Genomic DNA, 14,845 nt, shown 5'->3' on the forward strand with positions numbered 1-14,845 from the left:
CCCGCATGGTCTATGTTCAACAAGCAGAGAGCTTAACGGCATTCGGGGACGCCAAGCAGACTTGCCGTGCGCTGCTTGACGGCTTGCTTGCCTTGGAAAAGCGTCCGGTTCCGGATGTCGAGGATGACGAAACGGTTCCAGTCGCCTGGATGCCTGACTTGCCGGGATCCGGCAGTCCCCGTTGGCTGGGTTATCTGGAGCAGCTCGTGGCCGGTCTGCCCTCCCGTCCCTGGGGGAGCGAGCGCTATCCGATCTTTTTTACCAGCAGCAACTACGGGATCGATCATTTGTTCCAGTGCAGTCAGCACCGTCAGCGCCAAGGACTGCGCCGCTGGGCCACGCCGGAGGGCCTCTGCCGGGAATTACGCCGACTGTTTGCTTGGGGGCCAAACGCAACGATCCTCTCTCATGCCTGTGTGACCGCCCAGCTCGGCTTGGTCCTCGCGGAACGCGCGGTCGAGACCGGCCAAGCCGAAGAGGCCTTGGTGTTTTCATTCGATTTTCTCAGTCCCTTTGTCATCGGGGGGTTTCATTCCCTGAAGATCCTCAATGGAGGCATGCCGGAGCCTTACAAGGCGGATGAGACCGGCTCGATCGGTTTGGGGGAGGGGGCTGGTGCAGTCGTCATCGGTGCTTCGCCCAGCCCCTACCGAATCGTCAAGCAGGCGCTCTACAACGAGATGTACCATTTTACAGGAAATGCACCGGATGGTTCCGGCTTCGACCGGATCTACCAGCAGATCAGCGAAGATCTTGAACCGGGGGCCGCCTGGGTGAAGGGACATGGCACCGGGACCCTAGAAGCCGGCCGGCTGGAAGCCGAAGCCGCCGCCCGTTCCGTGCCGGGCGCGCCACTTTTTTCTTGGAAGGGGAGTATTGGCCACACATTGGGTAGCTGTGCGGTGGTTGAGCTCGGCATTGCCCTCGCCGCGGTCCGGGAGGGGCGAGTGCCCGGCAATGTCGGCGCGAGCGGCCCATTCTTCTCGGATTCCGTACAACCTGCTTCCTTCGCGGCAGCGGATTTCTCCGAAATGATTCTCACCTCCAACGCTTTCGGTGGCGCCCATGCCGCTATGCGCATCCGCTATGACTGAGCTTTACATTCGCAAAGTCGCGGTTTGGGAACCCGGAGAGGATGCCGAGGCATCGCTGGCCGGACTGCGTGAGGCGATCGGTCGCCGGGTGGCCCGTCGCATGACCCATCTGGGCATGATGCTTTCAGAGGTCTTGAAAGAGATGCCGATCTCGGAAGACAGCAGTGTGGTGTATGCCACCCGTTTTGCCGAGACCTGTGCGATCGAACGCTTTCTCGACAGCTTTCCCTATCCCAGTCCTCAGATGTTCCAGACCTCGATCCATCCCAGCGGGGTGGAGCAGTACCTGATCCAGCAGAAGCAGCCGGTGCGTGAATTATTTCCGCTGGCAAACGGGCAGAACCTGCTCCTGAGGGCGCTCAACAGCACTGCGCTCTGCCAGGGGGCCAACTGGATCCTCTGTGGCGGCGAGGAGCGCGGTTCCTGGCTGCGCGACTTAGCCATCAGCAGTGATTACAATTATGCTTGGGCCCTCGAGCTCTCGCCGGAGCCGGAGGCACGGATCGGAAGTATCCGCTGGCAAGCCCTTGAGGAATCAATAGCCGACGACGCGATCTATCCTGAGTTTGTTCAGGCCTTGCAGTCGCGTAGCTCGAAACGCTTCCGCTTTGAAGCGGGGCAGGTGGAGTTGGATTGGTGTGACTAAAGGGAGCAAAAGATTACGGAATCCGGGGCCAGTCGGTGGTTACCATTTCATTATCTGGTTCGACCGCTGTTTGCCCGCATCCTGGTTTCAAGGCCTGTTGCGCTTCGGCGTATGGATCGCCTTTTGGTTGATGCCGCGGCAGCGTGCCTATTCGCGTGAATACCTGCGGCTGGCGCTCGGGCATGAGCCTTCAAATGCCGAAATCTTCCGGCATTTCCTCGCACTTTCGGAGTCACTGGTGGCGAAATTACGGATCGGGCGCGGACAGCCGGTTCCGGAGTTCCACATTGTGCCGAATGGGCAGGAGGAGGCCTTTGTCGAACTGGCCCGTTCCGAACGTCCGGCCCTCTTTGGCACCTTCCATGTGGGCTACTCAGACCTGACAGGCTGCATGATCGGTCAATTCGGCCGTCGGGTGCGCATGGTGCGCCAGCGTGTCGGTAACGCCTATGACCTGACCCTGCTTCAACGCATCTTCGGCGAGTATGTTGAATTTGTCTGGATCAATGAAGGGGAATCCCTGCTCTTTGCGCTCAAGTCGGTGGCGGAAGATGGCGTGTCGCTTGCCCTCCAGTGTGACCGCGAAGAACACGGTTCCCGGCACCAGCATTTTGATTTCATGGGGGCCCGCCGCCGTTTCCCTGTGACGATCTACCACTTGGCGCATCTCTTTCGCATGCCGGTGGTGTTTTCCTTCGGATTTCCGGGGGAAGCGGGGCATGTCGATGTGCTCTGCAGCCGTCCATTCGAGCCCACCGGCGAAAGCAAGAAGGCCGATTTGCAGGCGGGCTACCTGCATTTCCAGGAAGTGCTGCACCAACTGGAAGTGGAGTTGAAAAAACGTCCATACATGTGGTTTAACTTCCTTCCGATGAATTCCGAAGACGCGCATGCAAGCTAAGTATCACTACCGGTCGGTTGACTACATGCTTTGGCCGCTTTGGGTTGTGGTTTACTACGTCTACCTGCTGCTCTTCGTCTTGCTGGTGGTCTGTTTCAACATCGGCAGCCTGATTACTTGCCTCTTGCCTCGCGGGCCTTGGCGGGTCGCCTTCTACCAGAAAGGTATTCATTACTGCTCCAGGTTCTTTATTCGCATCCTCCGTATCGTGCGGCTCTTCCGGCTGGAATATGTCGGGTTCGAGCGGATCGAGCGCGGCTCGGGCAGTAAGCCCCTGCTGGTGGCGAACCACCCCTCGCTCTTCGATGTCTTTCTTTTCTACTGCCAGCTTCCACGGATCACCTGCATCTACAAGGCGAGCTTGAAACAATCCCTCATGCGGGGAAATCTGGAAGCGCAGCTGGGCTTTATCAGCAATGCGGATCCCCTGACCATGATCCGGGAAGGGAAACGCAAGGTGCAGGAAGGTGAGCAGTTGCTGATCTTTCCTGAAGGGACCCGGACATTGGAGTGGCCGGTCAATGATTTTCGCTTGGGTGCGGTGGCGATTGCCCGACAGTCGGGCGTTCCCTTGCAGACGGTTTTGGTCCATTACATCAACACGCCGCTTGCCAAGGGGTGGTCGGTCAGTCGTATCCCCCGACTGCCGATGTGTATCCGTCTCGAGCTCGGAGAGTGCTTTCATCCTGCGGACTACGAGGACAGCCGCAGCATGAATGCGGCCTTGCAGGCGTACTTCAGCCGCGAAGTGGGAGGCTCCGGGCATGTCGTCTAGTCACGACCTCAGGGCGCTGGTCCTGATTCCTTCTTACAACACCGGTTCGCGATTGCAGGGGACGGTGGATGCCGCCTTGGCAGTCTGGCCCGACGTCTGGGTGGTGGTGGACGGCAGCGACGACGGGAGCGATGCTTTTCTCGATGCGGCTTGCGGACTGCATTCCGGATTAAAGGTCTTGCGTCTCGAGCGTAACGGCGGGAAGGGGGCCGCAGTTTACCACGCGGCGCAGATCGCCCGTGAGGCCGGCTTTACGCATATGTTGTCCATGGATGCGGACGGTCAGCATCCGGCGGATCACATTGTGCCCCTGTTGAATCAAGCGGCGGCGGCGCCGGATGCACTGGTCATGGGGCGTCCGGTATTTGGTTCCGAAGTTCCGAAGGCGCGTTTATATGGACGTAAGCTGACGATATTCTGGACCGATCTGGAAACCTTGTGGTGTGGACTCGGCGACACCTTGTTCGGGATGCGGGTGTATCCTTTGGGGCCGTTCTGCCAGGCGATGACGCGCACCTCCTTTGCCCGGGGCTACGACTTCGATCCGGAAGTGGCCGTGCGCATGGTCTGGCTCGGGACGCCGCCGCGTCAGGTTGAGGTGCCGGTGCGTTATTTCAGCGAGGAAGAAGGCGGTATTTCGCATTTTCACTATCTCCGAGACAACCTGAAGCTGACCGGCTTGCAGTTCCGATTGATGTTCGCCTTTGTATTTGGGGGGCTTTGGCGTATGTTGCTGCACCGCCGCCATTGGAAGGCGCGCACCTGATCCTCTTATCTGGCATGTTGATGACACGGCATATCGCATTACTTGTTTTAATCTTGTTTCCCTTCGTTCTCTGCGCAGAGGATGGGGCGCCTGAGGACATGGCGGTGGCGGCCTACCATTTGGATGCCGGCAATCTGGAAATGGGATGGTCGCACCTGTTTCGAGAGTTGCGCATGGTTGGGAATGTGCGCGCCGCGTTCACGGAGAGCCGGAGTTTCGCCTTCCGTAAGGAACCCAAGCTTTACCGCGGGGTCTTTCGCAAGTCCTCTGAGGGGGCTGTGAGCCTGGCTTACACCGGCGCGGAGGCCATGGCTGTCCATGTGGGCGCCGACTATGCCTATTACCGAAAATCGGGTGACGCCGATGTTCGCCGCATTCCCGAGAGCTCCTCGCGACGGGGGAGTCTGGCGCTTTTTCCCAGCTTGGTGAATTTGGATATCCAGGCACTGGCGCAGACTTACGACTTGTATGGCGACTTCACCAGTGAGGGCGGTTGGCGTCTTCAGTTGGTGGCCAAGCCGGAGTCCGACGTGGATTACGAACGCATCGATTTGACCGGTACGGCCAGGGAAGTGAATGGAATCGACCTGTACAAGTCGGCCCGCTCCTCGATCCGCATACGGATGGACGCGGCTGAGTTCCCAGAGGCTTTCAGCGAGGCGGAAGTGGCGGATTATTTCTTCGAGCCCGAAGCGGAGCACGCAATGCAGCCATGAGACGTCGTTGGATCGCCATGCTTGTCCTGCTCCTGCCCTTGCTTGCCAGTGCGGTGTATCTGGCCCGTTTGGATTGGCCTGGCAAGGTGTCGACCAACGTGCTCGATTTGATTCCCGACGAGGCACCGGCACCGGAACTGGGACTCGCTCGCGGGATCATGAACTCGGTCTATGCGGACCGTATCATGATCGCACTACAAGATGTGAGTGACCCGGAAGCGGTGCAACGCTACCGCGAGGTCCTTGAGGCCTCCGAATTGGTCGAGGACGTCGTGCTGTTATCTGAGGAATCGGGGCTTGGGGCGCTGGGGCGTTCGGTCTTCCGGAAACGCTTCGAGTTGCTTTTTCCCTCATGGCTGGCGGGGGTCCCGAAGCAGGTGGGACCGGAGGGCGTGGCTGACAGTCAGGCGCTGGCAGAATATGCCGTTTCGCATCTGGAGTCCGCACTGGAGCAGCCGCAGATGATTGCCTTCGAGGATTTGATCCCGTCGGACCCCTTGTTGCTCTTGCCGGATGCGCTGACTCTTTTTGAGCAGGTGCAGTCACAGCCTTCAGCGAGGTCCGAGTCCGACTACCTGTTGCAGGTCAAACTTGCCGTATCCTCGATGTCTGCTAAAGGACAGGTGCCGGTCTTTAACCTGCTGGAGGTAGCGCTTGAGGCAGGACGCGAGGTTGCTCCGGGGATGCATGCGTTGGACTCGGGTGCGAACCGTTATGCCTACGAGACTGAGCAAGCCGTGCGCAAAGAGGTACGCTGGCTCAATGTCTCGACCTTTGTCGCGGTGTTCCTGATCTGCGTGTTCCTGTGCCGCCGTGTTTTTCTGGTCCTGCATGTCTTTGTCATGCTCGCGGCTTCGCTGCTCATGGGAGTGGCCTTGATGATGTTGCTCTACGACCGCATGCATGTCTTCGCGCTTATCTTCGGTTGTGTGCTCTGTGGTGTGATTGTGGACTACGGGCTGCATGCCTATCTGCACGGTTCCGGCAAAGAGACCCGTACGCTGCGGGGCTTCCTCCCTCCGTTTCTGATTAGCTGCGGCAGTACGCTTGCCGGATTTGCCATCCTTCTGTTTTCACATCTTCCGGTACTTCAGCAAATGGGCGCCTTTGTCGGCTGCGGTCTGGCGGTGGCGGCGGTGGTGACGCTGATCTACACTTTCGGGATACTGGACCATGATGCAGTTGCGGTTGCCTGGCGCGGTGCCCGGCGGTCACCGGCTTGGTTGGCCGTCCTTGCTTTCACCGCCGGGCTCTTGGGGCTGGCGGCCTTTCCCTTTCTTCGCTGGCAGGACGATATTCGCAGCCTGAAATATCCGCTTCCGTATCTGGATCAACGCGAAGCCGAACTGCACCGTATGATGGGGCGTTCCCAGCAAATCCTAATTACCGCAGGGGAAGACTTTGCCGATTTGCGTGAAGAGGTGGAACAACTCTCTACTTGGATCGGCGGGATGGATCCTGCACCGTCCTTGCTCAATGCGCTCGAGTTTACCCCACGCTACGACGATTTCCAGCAGGCCCGCGAATTTGTCCGCTCTCATCCGGATTTTGACCGGCAGTTGATGTCGGCACTGGATGCGCAGGGCTTCGAGCCGGATGCCTTCGAGCCCTTCCGGGAGGCATGGGCGGGTTACTGCGAGTCCATGCTGGATCGCGATCTCGATTATGAAAGTGAAATGGCCGCGTTGACCGCGATCTTGTCGGGTGCGCAGGAAGGCATGGTGGGGCATTCGGACAATATTTACTGGGGTGTCAGTCTGCTGGACGAGTCGGTCGAGCTTCCGGATTTTCCCGAGGGCATGAAAACACTTCGTTTGAGCCAGGTGGAGAGCCTGTCCCAGGTCTTGTCGGGCTACCGGCACCGGACGCTGGAGCTCAGTTTGTGGGCGGCCTTGGTGATTTTAGTGGTCTTGTTGATCGTGCTCGGGCCGAAGGCCGGCGCCTTGGTGGCCAGCGTGCCGCTCTTTTCCGTGAGCGGGGCCGCCACCCTGATCGACCTGTCTCCCGGCAGTCCCGGAATCTTCCATTTGATCGGGATGTTTCTGGGGGCCTGCCTTGTTCTGGACTATGCGGTCTTTACCTGGCTTGGCGTGCGCCGTAACGGGGAAGTTCCTCTCTCTGTCCTAGTCTCCGGGCTGACGACCTCCGCTTCCTTTGCCATTCTCGCATGGAGCAAGATTCCGGCGATCCATGCCTTGGGACTGACCGTTTTCCTGGTCACCGCCTGCGGTCTGGGCTTTAATTACTCCTACTTGTTGTACCGTGCCAGAAAAGGGGGGACTCATGGCTGAGATCCTCGATGCATGGAGGGCGCTGCTCCGTTCCAAACCCGCGAAGATTGTCCTCGCCGATGCGGAAAACGGCGAGCGGTATAGTATTCAGGAGTTGGATACAATTGCGGAAGGCCTGCTGGACCGGTATCCGGCCCTGCGGGATGCGGAGGGGCGTGTGCTGGCTTTTCATTTTACCTCCCGCGTGGACTGGCTGGCGGCCTATCTGGCGGGATTGAAGGTAGGGGCGGTTTTGCTGCCCGTTGAATTGTCGGGGGCGGGAGAACTCGGGCACAAGCAGTTCGAAGGGCTTGGGGTCGGCTATGTCCTGAGTGATGCGGGGTTGGAAGTCCTGCCGGATGCCGGGCTGCATCCGGGGCAGCATTTGATCAAGCTGACCTCGGGCACGACGGGCGCGCCCAAGCCTTTGTACTTTTCGGAAGCGGGCATGTATGCCGACGGGGATCAAGTGATGCGCTCGATGGATATCCGGCCCGATGACCGCAACTATGCGATTCTGCCGCTTGGGCACTCCTACGGACTCGGCAACCTGGTGGTGCCCCTGCTGATCGCGGGAACACCCATCGTGTTGGCCTCGGCCCCGTTCCCCCAAGTCATGGCGGAAGAGATCAGCCGCTATCAATGTACCGTGCTGCCGTTGGTTCCCACCTTGGTGCAATCCCTCGCGCAAAGTGAGATCGATCCGCAGGCGCTTGGCTCCCTGCGAACGGTTATCTCAGCGGGGAGTTTGTTGTCGCCCGAAGTCGCGCAGGCGTTCTACGAGCGTTTCGGTGTCATGGTGCACAACTTCTACGGCTCCAGCGAAACCGGAGGCATCTGTTACGATACGGACGGGGAGGCTACCCTGAACGGTGGAGGGGTCGGTCAAGCGATGGCGGATGTCCGGGTCCGGGTGGATGAAGCCGGTGGGATCTTCGTGCAGAGCGCCGCGGTCTGTCAGGCCCTTGCCGGGGATGAGGGATTCCAGATGAGCGATTTCGGCGAGTGGGGTACGGACGGTTCGCTGCGACTGGTGGGGCGAAAGGCCGACTTCGTGAAGATCGGCGGCAAGCGTGTTTCACTTTCCGAGGTCGAGCAGGCGCTTTGCCGGCTGGAGGGGGTCGAAGACGCCTATGTCAGCCAGCGTCCGACCCGTCGCGGGCAGCCACGCTTGCTGGCCCTTGTCGTCAGTTCGCAGACCACGGACTGTATCCGTGAAGCATTACGTCGTGAGCTGCCCGATTGGAAATTGCCCAAACGTTTCTACACGGCTGACACGATTCCCTACACCAGCCGGGGCAAGAAGGACCGAAAACGTCTGGAGCAGCTTCTAGACGCGATTCGCTAAGACTCGGTTCAGCTTACGCGTTTGCGGCGCTCCCAGGGCTTGCGGTCGTCGATTGCCTGGACCGGAAGTGCCTCGAGACGGATGCCGATGACGGCGGGGTGCTTGCGCAGGCCTTTGTAGTTGGCGCCGTTGATCGCCATCTTCAGGGCTTTGGAAGAGTCCGCCTGTACGATCTGGTTGTCGACGAGGAAGCTGACGGTGACTTCGGAGGTGTGGCGGTTCTCATGGTTGCCGTCCTTGCTGTTGTTGTACTCCTCGTCGATCGTCTCACGTAGCAGTTCGAGAAATTGTACCGCTATTTTGCCGGGCTGAAGAATGAAATTGATGCGTTGGATGATCCGGGGGATCGACGCTTCCAGGTCGAAGACCTCGTGTGCCTGCAGGCCGATTTCGCCGTTACGCCGCCCAATGAGTCCATGGATGAGTGCGAGCTTGCCTTCCTCCAGGCGGGCGCCGTTCTTTTCGTAGGGATCGGGGAACATGATGAGCTCGTAGCTCTGGTTCCGGGTCGCCAGATTGAAGACGGCCATCTGCCGGCTGTCCTTGCGGGTGTATTTGATGGCGAGATTGCTGACGATGCCGCCTAGGCGGTAGGTCTGGCGGTCGTCGAAATTGTTGAGCTCGTCCGGGTGGTGGAAGCTGTCGACCGCCAAGTCCAGGCCGGCGTAAGCGTCCATCGGGTGCCCCGAGATGTAGAAGCCCAGCAGTTCCTTCTCGTACTGCAGCTTTTCCGCCATGGGCATCCTGATGGAGGAGGTCTTCGAACGGTCGGGCTTGTCTTCGTCGACCACTCCGGCGTCCCCGCCGCCGAGCATGTCGAAGAGCGTCTCCTGACCGGCCTCGCGGTCACGCCGGCGGCTGTCCGCCTCGGCCAGTTCGGAATCGAGATCGTGCAGGAGTTGCCCGCGGTCGTGCCCGAGGTTGTCGAAGGCGCCGGTCTTGATGAGGGCTTCGATGACCCGCTTGTTGACGTTCTTGTCGGTGTGGCGCTCGATGAAATCGGAAAAGCTCTCGTAAGGTCCTTCCTTTTCGCATTCCTCGATAATGACGATGGCGGCCCCTTCGCCGACCCCCTTGATGGCGGCCAGACCGAAGCGGATGGAACCGCCGGCGGGTGACTTGTTTTCCGCGTCCGGTTCGTCGAGGACGGGGGTGAAGTTCGCCCCGGAGATGTTGACGTCCGGGCTGAGCACGGGGACGCCCATGGAGGAGCACTCTTCGAGGAAGTGGGAGATCTTGTCGGCGTTGCCTTGTTCCGAGGTCAGCACGGCGGCCATGAATTCGACCGGGTAGTTCGCTTTCAGGAAAGCGGTCCGGTAGGAGAGCATGGCGTAGGCCGCCGAGTGCGATTTGTTGAAGCCGTACTGCGCGAACTTCTCCAGCAAGGCGAAGATGGACTCCGCGGTCTTGCGGTCGATCTTGTTGGTCTCGGCCGCCCCTTTGATGAAGACGTCCTTCTGGGCGTCCATCACCTCTTTGATCTTCTTACCCATGGCGCGGCGGAGAATATCCGCGCCGCCGAGCGTATAGCCGGCGATGATCTGTGCGGCCTGCATGACCTGTTCCTGATAGACCAGCACCCCGTAGGTTTCCTCGACCAGTTCCTTGAGCAGGGGGTGGGGCACCACCACCGTCGAGGGGTCTTTCTTACCCTCGATGAACTGCGGGATAAACTGCATCGGGCCCGGGCGGTAGAGCGCAATCAAGGCGATGATTTCCTCGAACGAGCTCAGGCCGATCTGGCGGCAGAGTTGTTGCATGCCGCCGGATTCCAACTGGAACACGCCCGTGGTGCGCCCGGAATTGAGTAGGTCGTAGGTCTCCTTGTCGTCGAGCGAGATCTTTTCGATGTCGAAATCGGGGAGTTCGCGCGTGCTCCGGACATTGTCCTGCGCGTCGGATATGACGGTCAGGGTCTTCAGGCCCAGGAAGTCCATCTTCAGCAGGCCAAGGTCCTCGGACGGCCCCTTGGGATACTGCGTCGTGAGGTCGCCTTCCTGCAGGGTGACGGGAATCAGGTTCGTGATCGGCTGGTCGGCGATGATGACGCCGCAGGCGTGCTTTCCGGTATTCCGGATCATGCCCTCAATGACCTTGCCTTGCTCGATGATCTTGCGCGCGGTCTCGTTGCGGCCGATCTCGGCGGAGAGCTCGGGGGACTTCCGGACGGAATCCTCCAGTGTGATGTTGAGCTCGTCCGGAATCATCTTGGCCAGCTTGTTGGCCTCGGCGAATTCGATGTCATTCACCCGTGCCAGGTCGCGGACGATCATCTTGGCCCCGAAGGTGCCGAATGTGATGATGTTGGCCACACGGTCACGGCCATACTTGTCGCGCACATAGTTCACCACCTTGTCGCGGCGGCGCATGCAGAAGTCGACGTCGAAGTCCGGCGGAGAGACACGCTCCAGGTTGAGCATCCGCTCGAAGAGGAGGCCAAAGCTGAGCGGGTCGATATCTGTGATCTTCAACACATAGGCAACCACGCAGCCCGCACCGGAACCCCGGCCGGGGCCGACGGGAATGCTCTGGGAGCGGGCCCAGTTAATGAAGTCCCAGACGATGAGGAAATAGTCGACGAAGCCGGTGCCGGTGATGATCGCGAGCTCGTAGTCGAGCTGGTCGCAGTAACGCACATGCTTCGGGTCGGCCTCCTCGCCGGCAGCTCGGATGGCGTCGTAGTCGGTGCCGTAGCGCTCCTTGAGCCCCTTTTTACAGAGCTCGAAAAGGTAGAGGCCGTTCGACTTGTGCTTGGTCCGCTCCTCATCACTCAGGGTGATCGGCTCTTTCCCGTCGCGGGTGAGCACGGCGTTCTTCTTCTCGACATAGACGTCGAGGATGCGGTCGAAGTTGGTGTGGTCTTCCTTGACCTGGATCTCGATCGGGCGCTCGTAGACCGGATAGTGGTCGTCGCCGAAGGGCAGCTTGACCTCGCACATTTCGGCCACGGCCGAGGTGTTGGTGATCGACTCCGGGACCTCCTTGAAGGCGAGTTCCATCTCCTCGCGCGACTTGAGGTAGAACTGCTGCGCGTCGTAGCGCATGCGTTTCTCGTCGGCCAGCTTGGAGCCGGTCTGGATGCAGAGGAGTGAGTCGTGTGGCATCCAGTCGTCGTGGTCGACATAGTGCACGTCGTTGGTCGCCACGACCTTGAGGTCGAACTCGGTGGCGATCTTGAGCAGGTCGGGAATAATCTGACGCTGCTCTTTCAAGCCGTGGTCCATCAACTCGATGATGAAATTCTCCTTGCCGAAAATATCGATGAACTTGGCGGCCGCGGCCCGGGCCTCGTCAAACTTGTCCTCCATCAGGTACTGGGGGATGACGGCGGCCAGACAGCCGGAAAAGGCGATCAGCCCTTCGCTGTGCTCGGCCAGGGTCTTCAGGTCGGTCCGTGGATTCCGGTAGAAGCCCTGGGTGTGGGCTTTGGAGACCAGTTTGCAGAGGTTCTGGTAGCCCGTGAAATTCTTTGCCAGTAGGCCCATGTGACGGGATTTCTGCTTGGCCTTACCTTCGTTCTCGGTGGCCAGTTGGTCCTCGTAGACAAGGTAGATTTCACAGCCGAGAAGCGGCTTGATGTCGTACTTCTTCGCCTGCTTGAAGAAGCTGGTCAGGCCGTAGAGCACCCCGTGGTCCGTGATCGAGAGCGCCTTCATGCCCATCTCCGAAGCCCGTTGGCAGAGCTTGTCCGTACGTGCGCAGCCGTCGAGGAGACTGTGGTCGGTATGGACGTGGAGGTGGACGAATTCGCGGTCTTTTTCGGGCATGAACCGCTACTGTGAAAGGCGGACCGCGCGGGGAAAAGCTAAAAACGGGAGAACTTGTTCACAGGCGCTCAGTCGGTCGTCGCTTCGCCCACGGCGACTTGGTAGGTCAGCACTTGGCCGACGGATTCCAAGCGTGCCTTAAGAGCGCTGTAATCCAGATCCTGCACGTCCGAGTCCGTTTCCAGTGCCAGGTCCGCCGCGACCGCGGCGCTTTCTCCGATGGCCATGAAGACCGGTTCCATGCGCACGGAGCCGTAGGCGATATGAGAAGCGGAAAGGCAGACGGGAACGAAAAGATTCGGGCATTGGCCGCGAGCGGGAACGATCGAGCGGTAGCTGACGCCATAGGGTGCGGCGGGCTTGAGCTGCACATCGCCTTCGTTGGTGACGCATCCGTTCCGGACGAAGCGCTGGCAGTTATGGCTGTCCATCGCGTAGGAACCCATGGCGATGGGATCTTCCGGCTGGCGGTGGTGCTGGGTGTCCTTTTCGTTCAGCACATAGTCGCCGACCATGCGACGGGCTTCGCGGACGTAGAGTTGATGAGGCCAGTGACCTGTGAGGGGAAATTCATCCTTGGGCAGGCCGAAGCGGGCATAGCCTTTCCGGTAGACTTCGGGGATGGAGGGATCATTGGCCATGAACCAGAAGTGCCCCATGATGTAGGTGTAGTGCTCCTGGAACATGACTTCACGCTGGGCGTAACTGGCTTCCGGCCAGGCGTAGTTGGCTCCGATGAAATCGGTCGAGACCGGCCCGTGGTTGTTCGTGTCGGTCTTGAGGTAGCCGTTCTTGGTCCGTACCTCCATGACGTCGAACTTACGCAGGATCGATTCGGGTTCCGGCAAGTCGTCGTTCTTTCCGTTGGGGAGGTGGGCGTTGTAGTCGTCGGTCTCCGTATTGAACCAGCGACGGGCCAGTTCATGGTCCAGTTCGCGGAAGCCTTCGGGCTGGACCCAGTCGACCTTGAGCTCCGGATCGTCGGTCATGCAGACGCGGAAATTGTAGGCCTGGATCTTGTGGTCGCCGGAACCTTCCGGTGCGGTTTCGCCCTCGTATACCCAGGGCAGGGTGCCGCTCTTGGGATCGCCCGGAATGACGTAGGGATCGACCGGGTGACTGAATTGGTGCTTGGGGCGGATCTGTACCCCGTTGATTGTCTCCCCGTAGACGCGGTTGGCTTCGCGTCCAACGGTATAGCTGACGCCGGCTTTGCCCAGCAAGTCACCTTCGTAGGTGCAGTCCATGAAGTAGCGTCCGCGCGCAAGCAGGCCGCCGAGCATTTCAACGGCGACGATCTTACCGGCGTCGAGTTCGACCCGCTTCAGGAATTGCCTGTGCAGGACCGTGATCCGGGCATTGCTGGCATAGCAGTCAATCACAGCCTGGGCGGCTTTGGGCTCAAAGGTCCATGCCGGCCCCTCAAGTCCGTAGTGTGCCCCGAGATCCTCGTAGAACCGGCGGGACATTCCCCCGATCACGCCTTTCTTGCCGAAATCCGTCCAGCCCAGGCCTCCGGTGGTCATACCGCCCAGCACTTGGGCGGGGTTTAGGATCAAGACCGAGCGTCCACGCTCGGCGAGCGCCTTGGCGGCCACCACCCCGGCCGCGGTGCCGCCGTAGATGACGACGTCCGCCCACAGTTCGCGCGGGTCGTTTTCGATCCATTCCGGTTTGAAATAGTGGGGGTGATGCTGGCTGGACATGTTGAGCAATAAGTGAGGGGCTTCGTGCGTAGACTGAAATCTGTATGACGCAAAAAAGACCTCCACCCTAGCAAGTAAAGTGGAGGTCGCGAGAGATGATTTTCGAAACTAGTTGCCTGGACGCCGGCGGCGGATGGCCAGCACGCAAAGCGCGGACGCGCCCATCATCAAGAGCCCGGTCATAGCGGGTTCTGGGATCGCGGAGACGGTTCCGAGCAAGGTCAGGTTGTCATGGCGGAGGGAGGAACTCGACGAGGCGCCACCGTAGGCGTAGAGTCGGAATGTGAGATCGGAGGAAATGTTTTGGAAAGCCGCGTCGCTCAGGTCGATGCTGTACTCGGCGAAGGTTGTTGTCGGATTTACAGATCCGACGTCGGCGATGAAGCCGTCCAAGCTGGTGCGTACAAACCAGTCGCTGGCGCTGCCCGGGTCATTGCTGCGTTGCAGGGCGACAGTCAACTCGGTCAGGCTCAGTTCAACGTCGGTGCCGAGTTCGATTGTGAATTCGAGGTAGTCGCCAGCCGTAACCGCGTCGGCGGCTGAGCTTTCCGTCAAATCTTGCGGTGCCAAGGATCGGCTACCGCCAAAGCTGGTGCCCGAAAAGACCGGGGTGGCTGGATTTAGCCCGCCGCCCCATGTTACTGCAGAGGCGATCGTGTTGGCTTCCGAGTCGGACGAGGTGAATACATTTTCAAACCCGTAGAAGGCGATCGTGTCCGCATGTGTGGCGACGGCCGAAGCGGTGAGGGCGAGTGCGCAGAGAATGATTTTTTGATAGTTTTTCATATTTTTTGGGGGAGAGGTTTTGAGGATATCAGCTTCTTCCGTCTGTGCGGCATCGGCAATGCGGAACGCT

The 14,845-nt window shown here is 59.7% G+C and carries 11 protein-coding genes; 8 read left to right on the forward strand and 3 right to left on the reverse strand.

The window, feature by feature from the left end:
• Positions 1–5 precede the first annotated feature (5 nt).
• The 8 genes from O2597_RS15465 to O2597_RS15500 are packed head-to-tail and all read left to right on the forward strand — an operon-like array spanning position 6 to position 8,516.
• Complete coding sequence (locus O2597_RS15465; protein ID WP_269526303.1) at positions 6–1,094, forward strand: beta-ketoacyl-[acyl-carrier-protein] synthase family protein; 1,089 nt, start codon at positions 6–8, stop codon at positions 1,092–1,094.
• On the forward strand, positions 1,087–1,740 hold the full coding sequence (locus O2597_RS15470) for a hypothetical protein (RefSeq protein ID WP_269526305.1): 654 nt from the start codon (positions 1,087–1,089) through the stop codon (positions 1,738–1,740). The genes O2597_RS15465 and O2597_RS15470 overlap by 8 nt, the downstream gene beginning before the upstream one ends.
• Positions 1,733–2,641 (forward strand): hypothetical protein, encoded by a 909-nt coding sequence (locus O2597_RS15475; RefSeq protein ID WP_269526307.1) that lies wholly within the window; start codon positions 1,733–1,735, stop codon positions 2,639–2,641. Before O2597_RS15470 ends, O2597_RS15475 begins: the two co-directional genes overlap by 8 nt.
• Complete coding sequence (locus tag O2597_RS15480; protein ID WP_269526309.1) at positions 2,631–3,416, forward strand: lysophospholipid acyltransferase family protein; 786 nt, start codon at positions 2,631–2,633, stop codon at positions 3,414–3,416. The genes O2597_RS15475 and O2597_RS15480 overlap by 11 nt, the downstream gene beginning before the upstream one ends.
• Positions 3,406–4,182, forward strand: a complete 777-nt coding sequence (locus O2597_RS15485) for a glycosyltransferase family 2 protein (RefSeq protein WP_269526311.1) — start codon at positions 3,406–3,408, stop codon at positions 4,180–4,182. The genes O2597_RS15480 and O2597_RS15485 overlap by 11 nt, the downstream gene beginning before the upstream one ends.
• A 53-nt stretch (positions 4,183–4,235) precedes the next feature.
• Entirely contained in the window at positions 4,236–4,898 is a 663-nt protein-coding gene (locus tag O2597_RS15490; RefSeq protein ID WP_269526313.1) for a hypothetical protein, read from the forward strand.
• Positions 4,895–7,189: an MMPL family transporter gene (locus O2597_RS15495; protein ID WP_269526315.1), complete on the forward strand. Its 2,295-nt coding sequence runs from the start codon at positions 4,895–4,897 to the stop codon at positions 7,187–7,189. Before O2597_RS15490 ends, O2597_RS15495 begins: the two co-directional genes overlap by 4 nt.
• On the forward strand, positions 7,182–8,516 hold the full coding sequence (locus O2597_RS15500) for a class I adenylate-forming enzyme family protein (protein ID WP_269526317.1): 1,335 nt from the start codon (positions 7,182–7,184) through the stop codon (positions 8,514–8,516). The genes O2597_RS15495 and O2597_RS15500 overlap by 8 nt, the downstream gene beginning before the upstream one ends.
• 8 nt (positions 8,517–8,524) lie before the next feature.
• Here O2597_RS15500 and dnaE read toward each other — a convergent pair whose 3' ends face one another.
• The 3 genes from dnaE to O2597_RS15515 all read right to left on the reverse strand — a co-directional run bounded on the left by dnaE (position 8,525) and on the right by O2597_RS15515 (position 14,775).
• On the reverse strand, positions 8,525–12,283 hold the full coding sequence (dnaE, locus tag O2597_RS15505) for a DNA polymerase III subunit alpha (protein ID WP_269526319.1): 3,759 nt from the start codon (positions 12,281–12,283) through the stop codon (positions 8,525–8,527).
• 68 nt (positions 12,284–12,351) lie between these two features.
• The gene (locus tag O2597_RS15510; protein ID WP_269526321.1) at positions 12,352–13,989 is read right to left on the reverse strand and encodes an FAD-dependent oxidoreductase; all 1,638 of its coding nucleotides are present in this window, start codon (positions 13,987–13,989) and stop codon (positions 12,352–12,354) included.
• Between the two features lie 108 nt (positions 13,990–14,097).
• Positions 14,098–14,775 carry a PEP-CTERM sorting domain-containing protein gene (locus tag O2597_RS15515; protein ID WP_269526323.1) on the reverse strand — a complete coding sequence of 226 codons (678 nt, stop codon included), beginning with the start codon at positions 14,773–14,775 and terminating at the stop codon, positions 14,098–14,100.
• Positions 14,776–14,845 lie beyond the last annotated feature (70 nt).

The organism is Coraliomargarita parva (assembly GCF_027257905.1).
Taxonomy (GTDB): Bacteria; Verrucomicrobiota; Verrucomicrobiia; order Opitutales; family Coraliomargaritaceae; genus Coraliomargarita_A; species Coraliomargarita_A parva.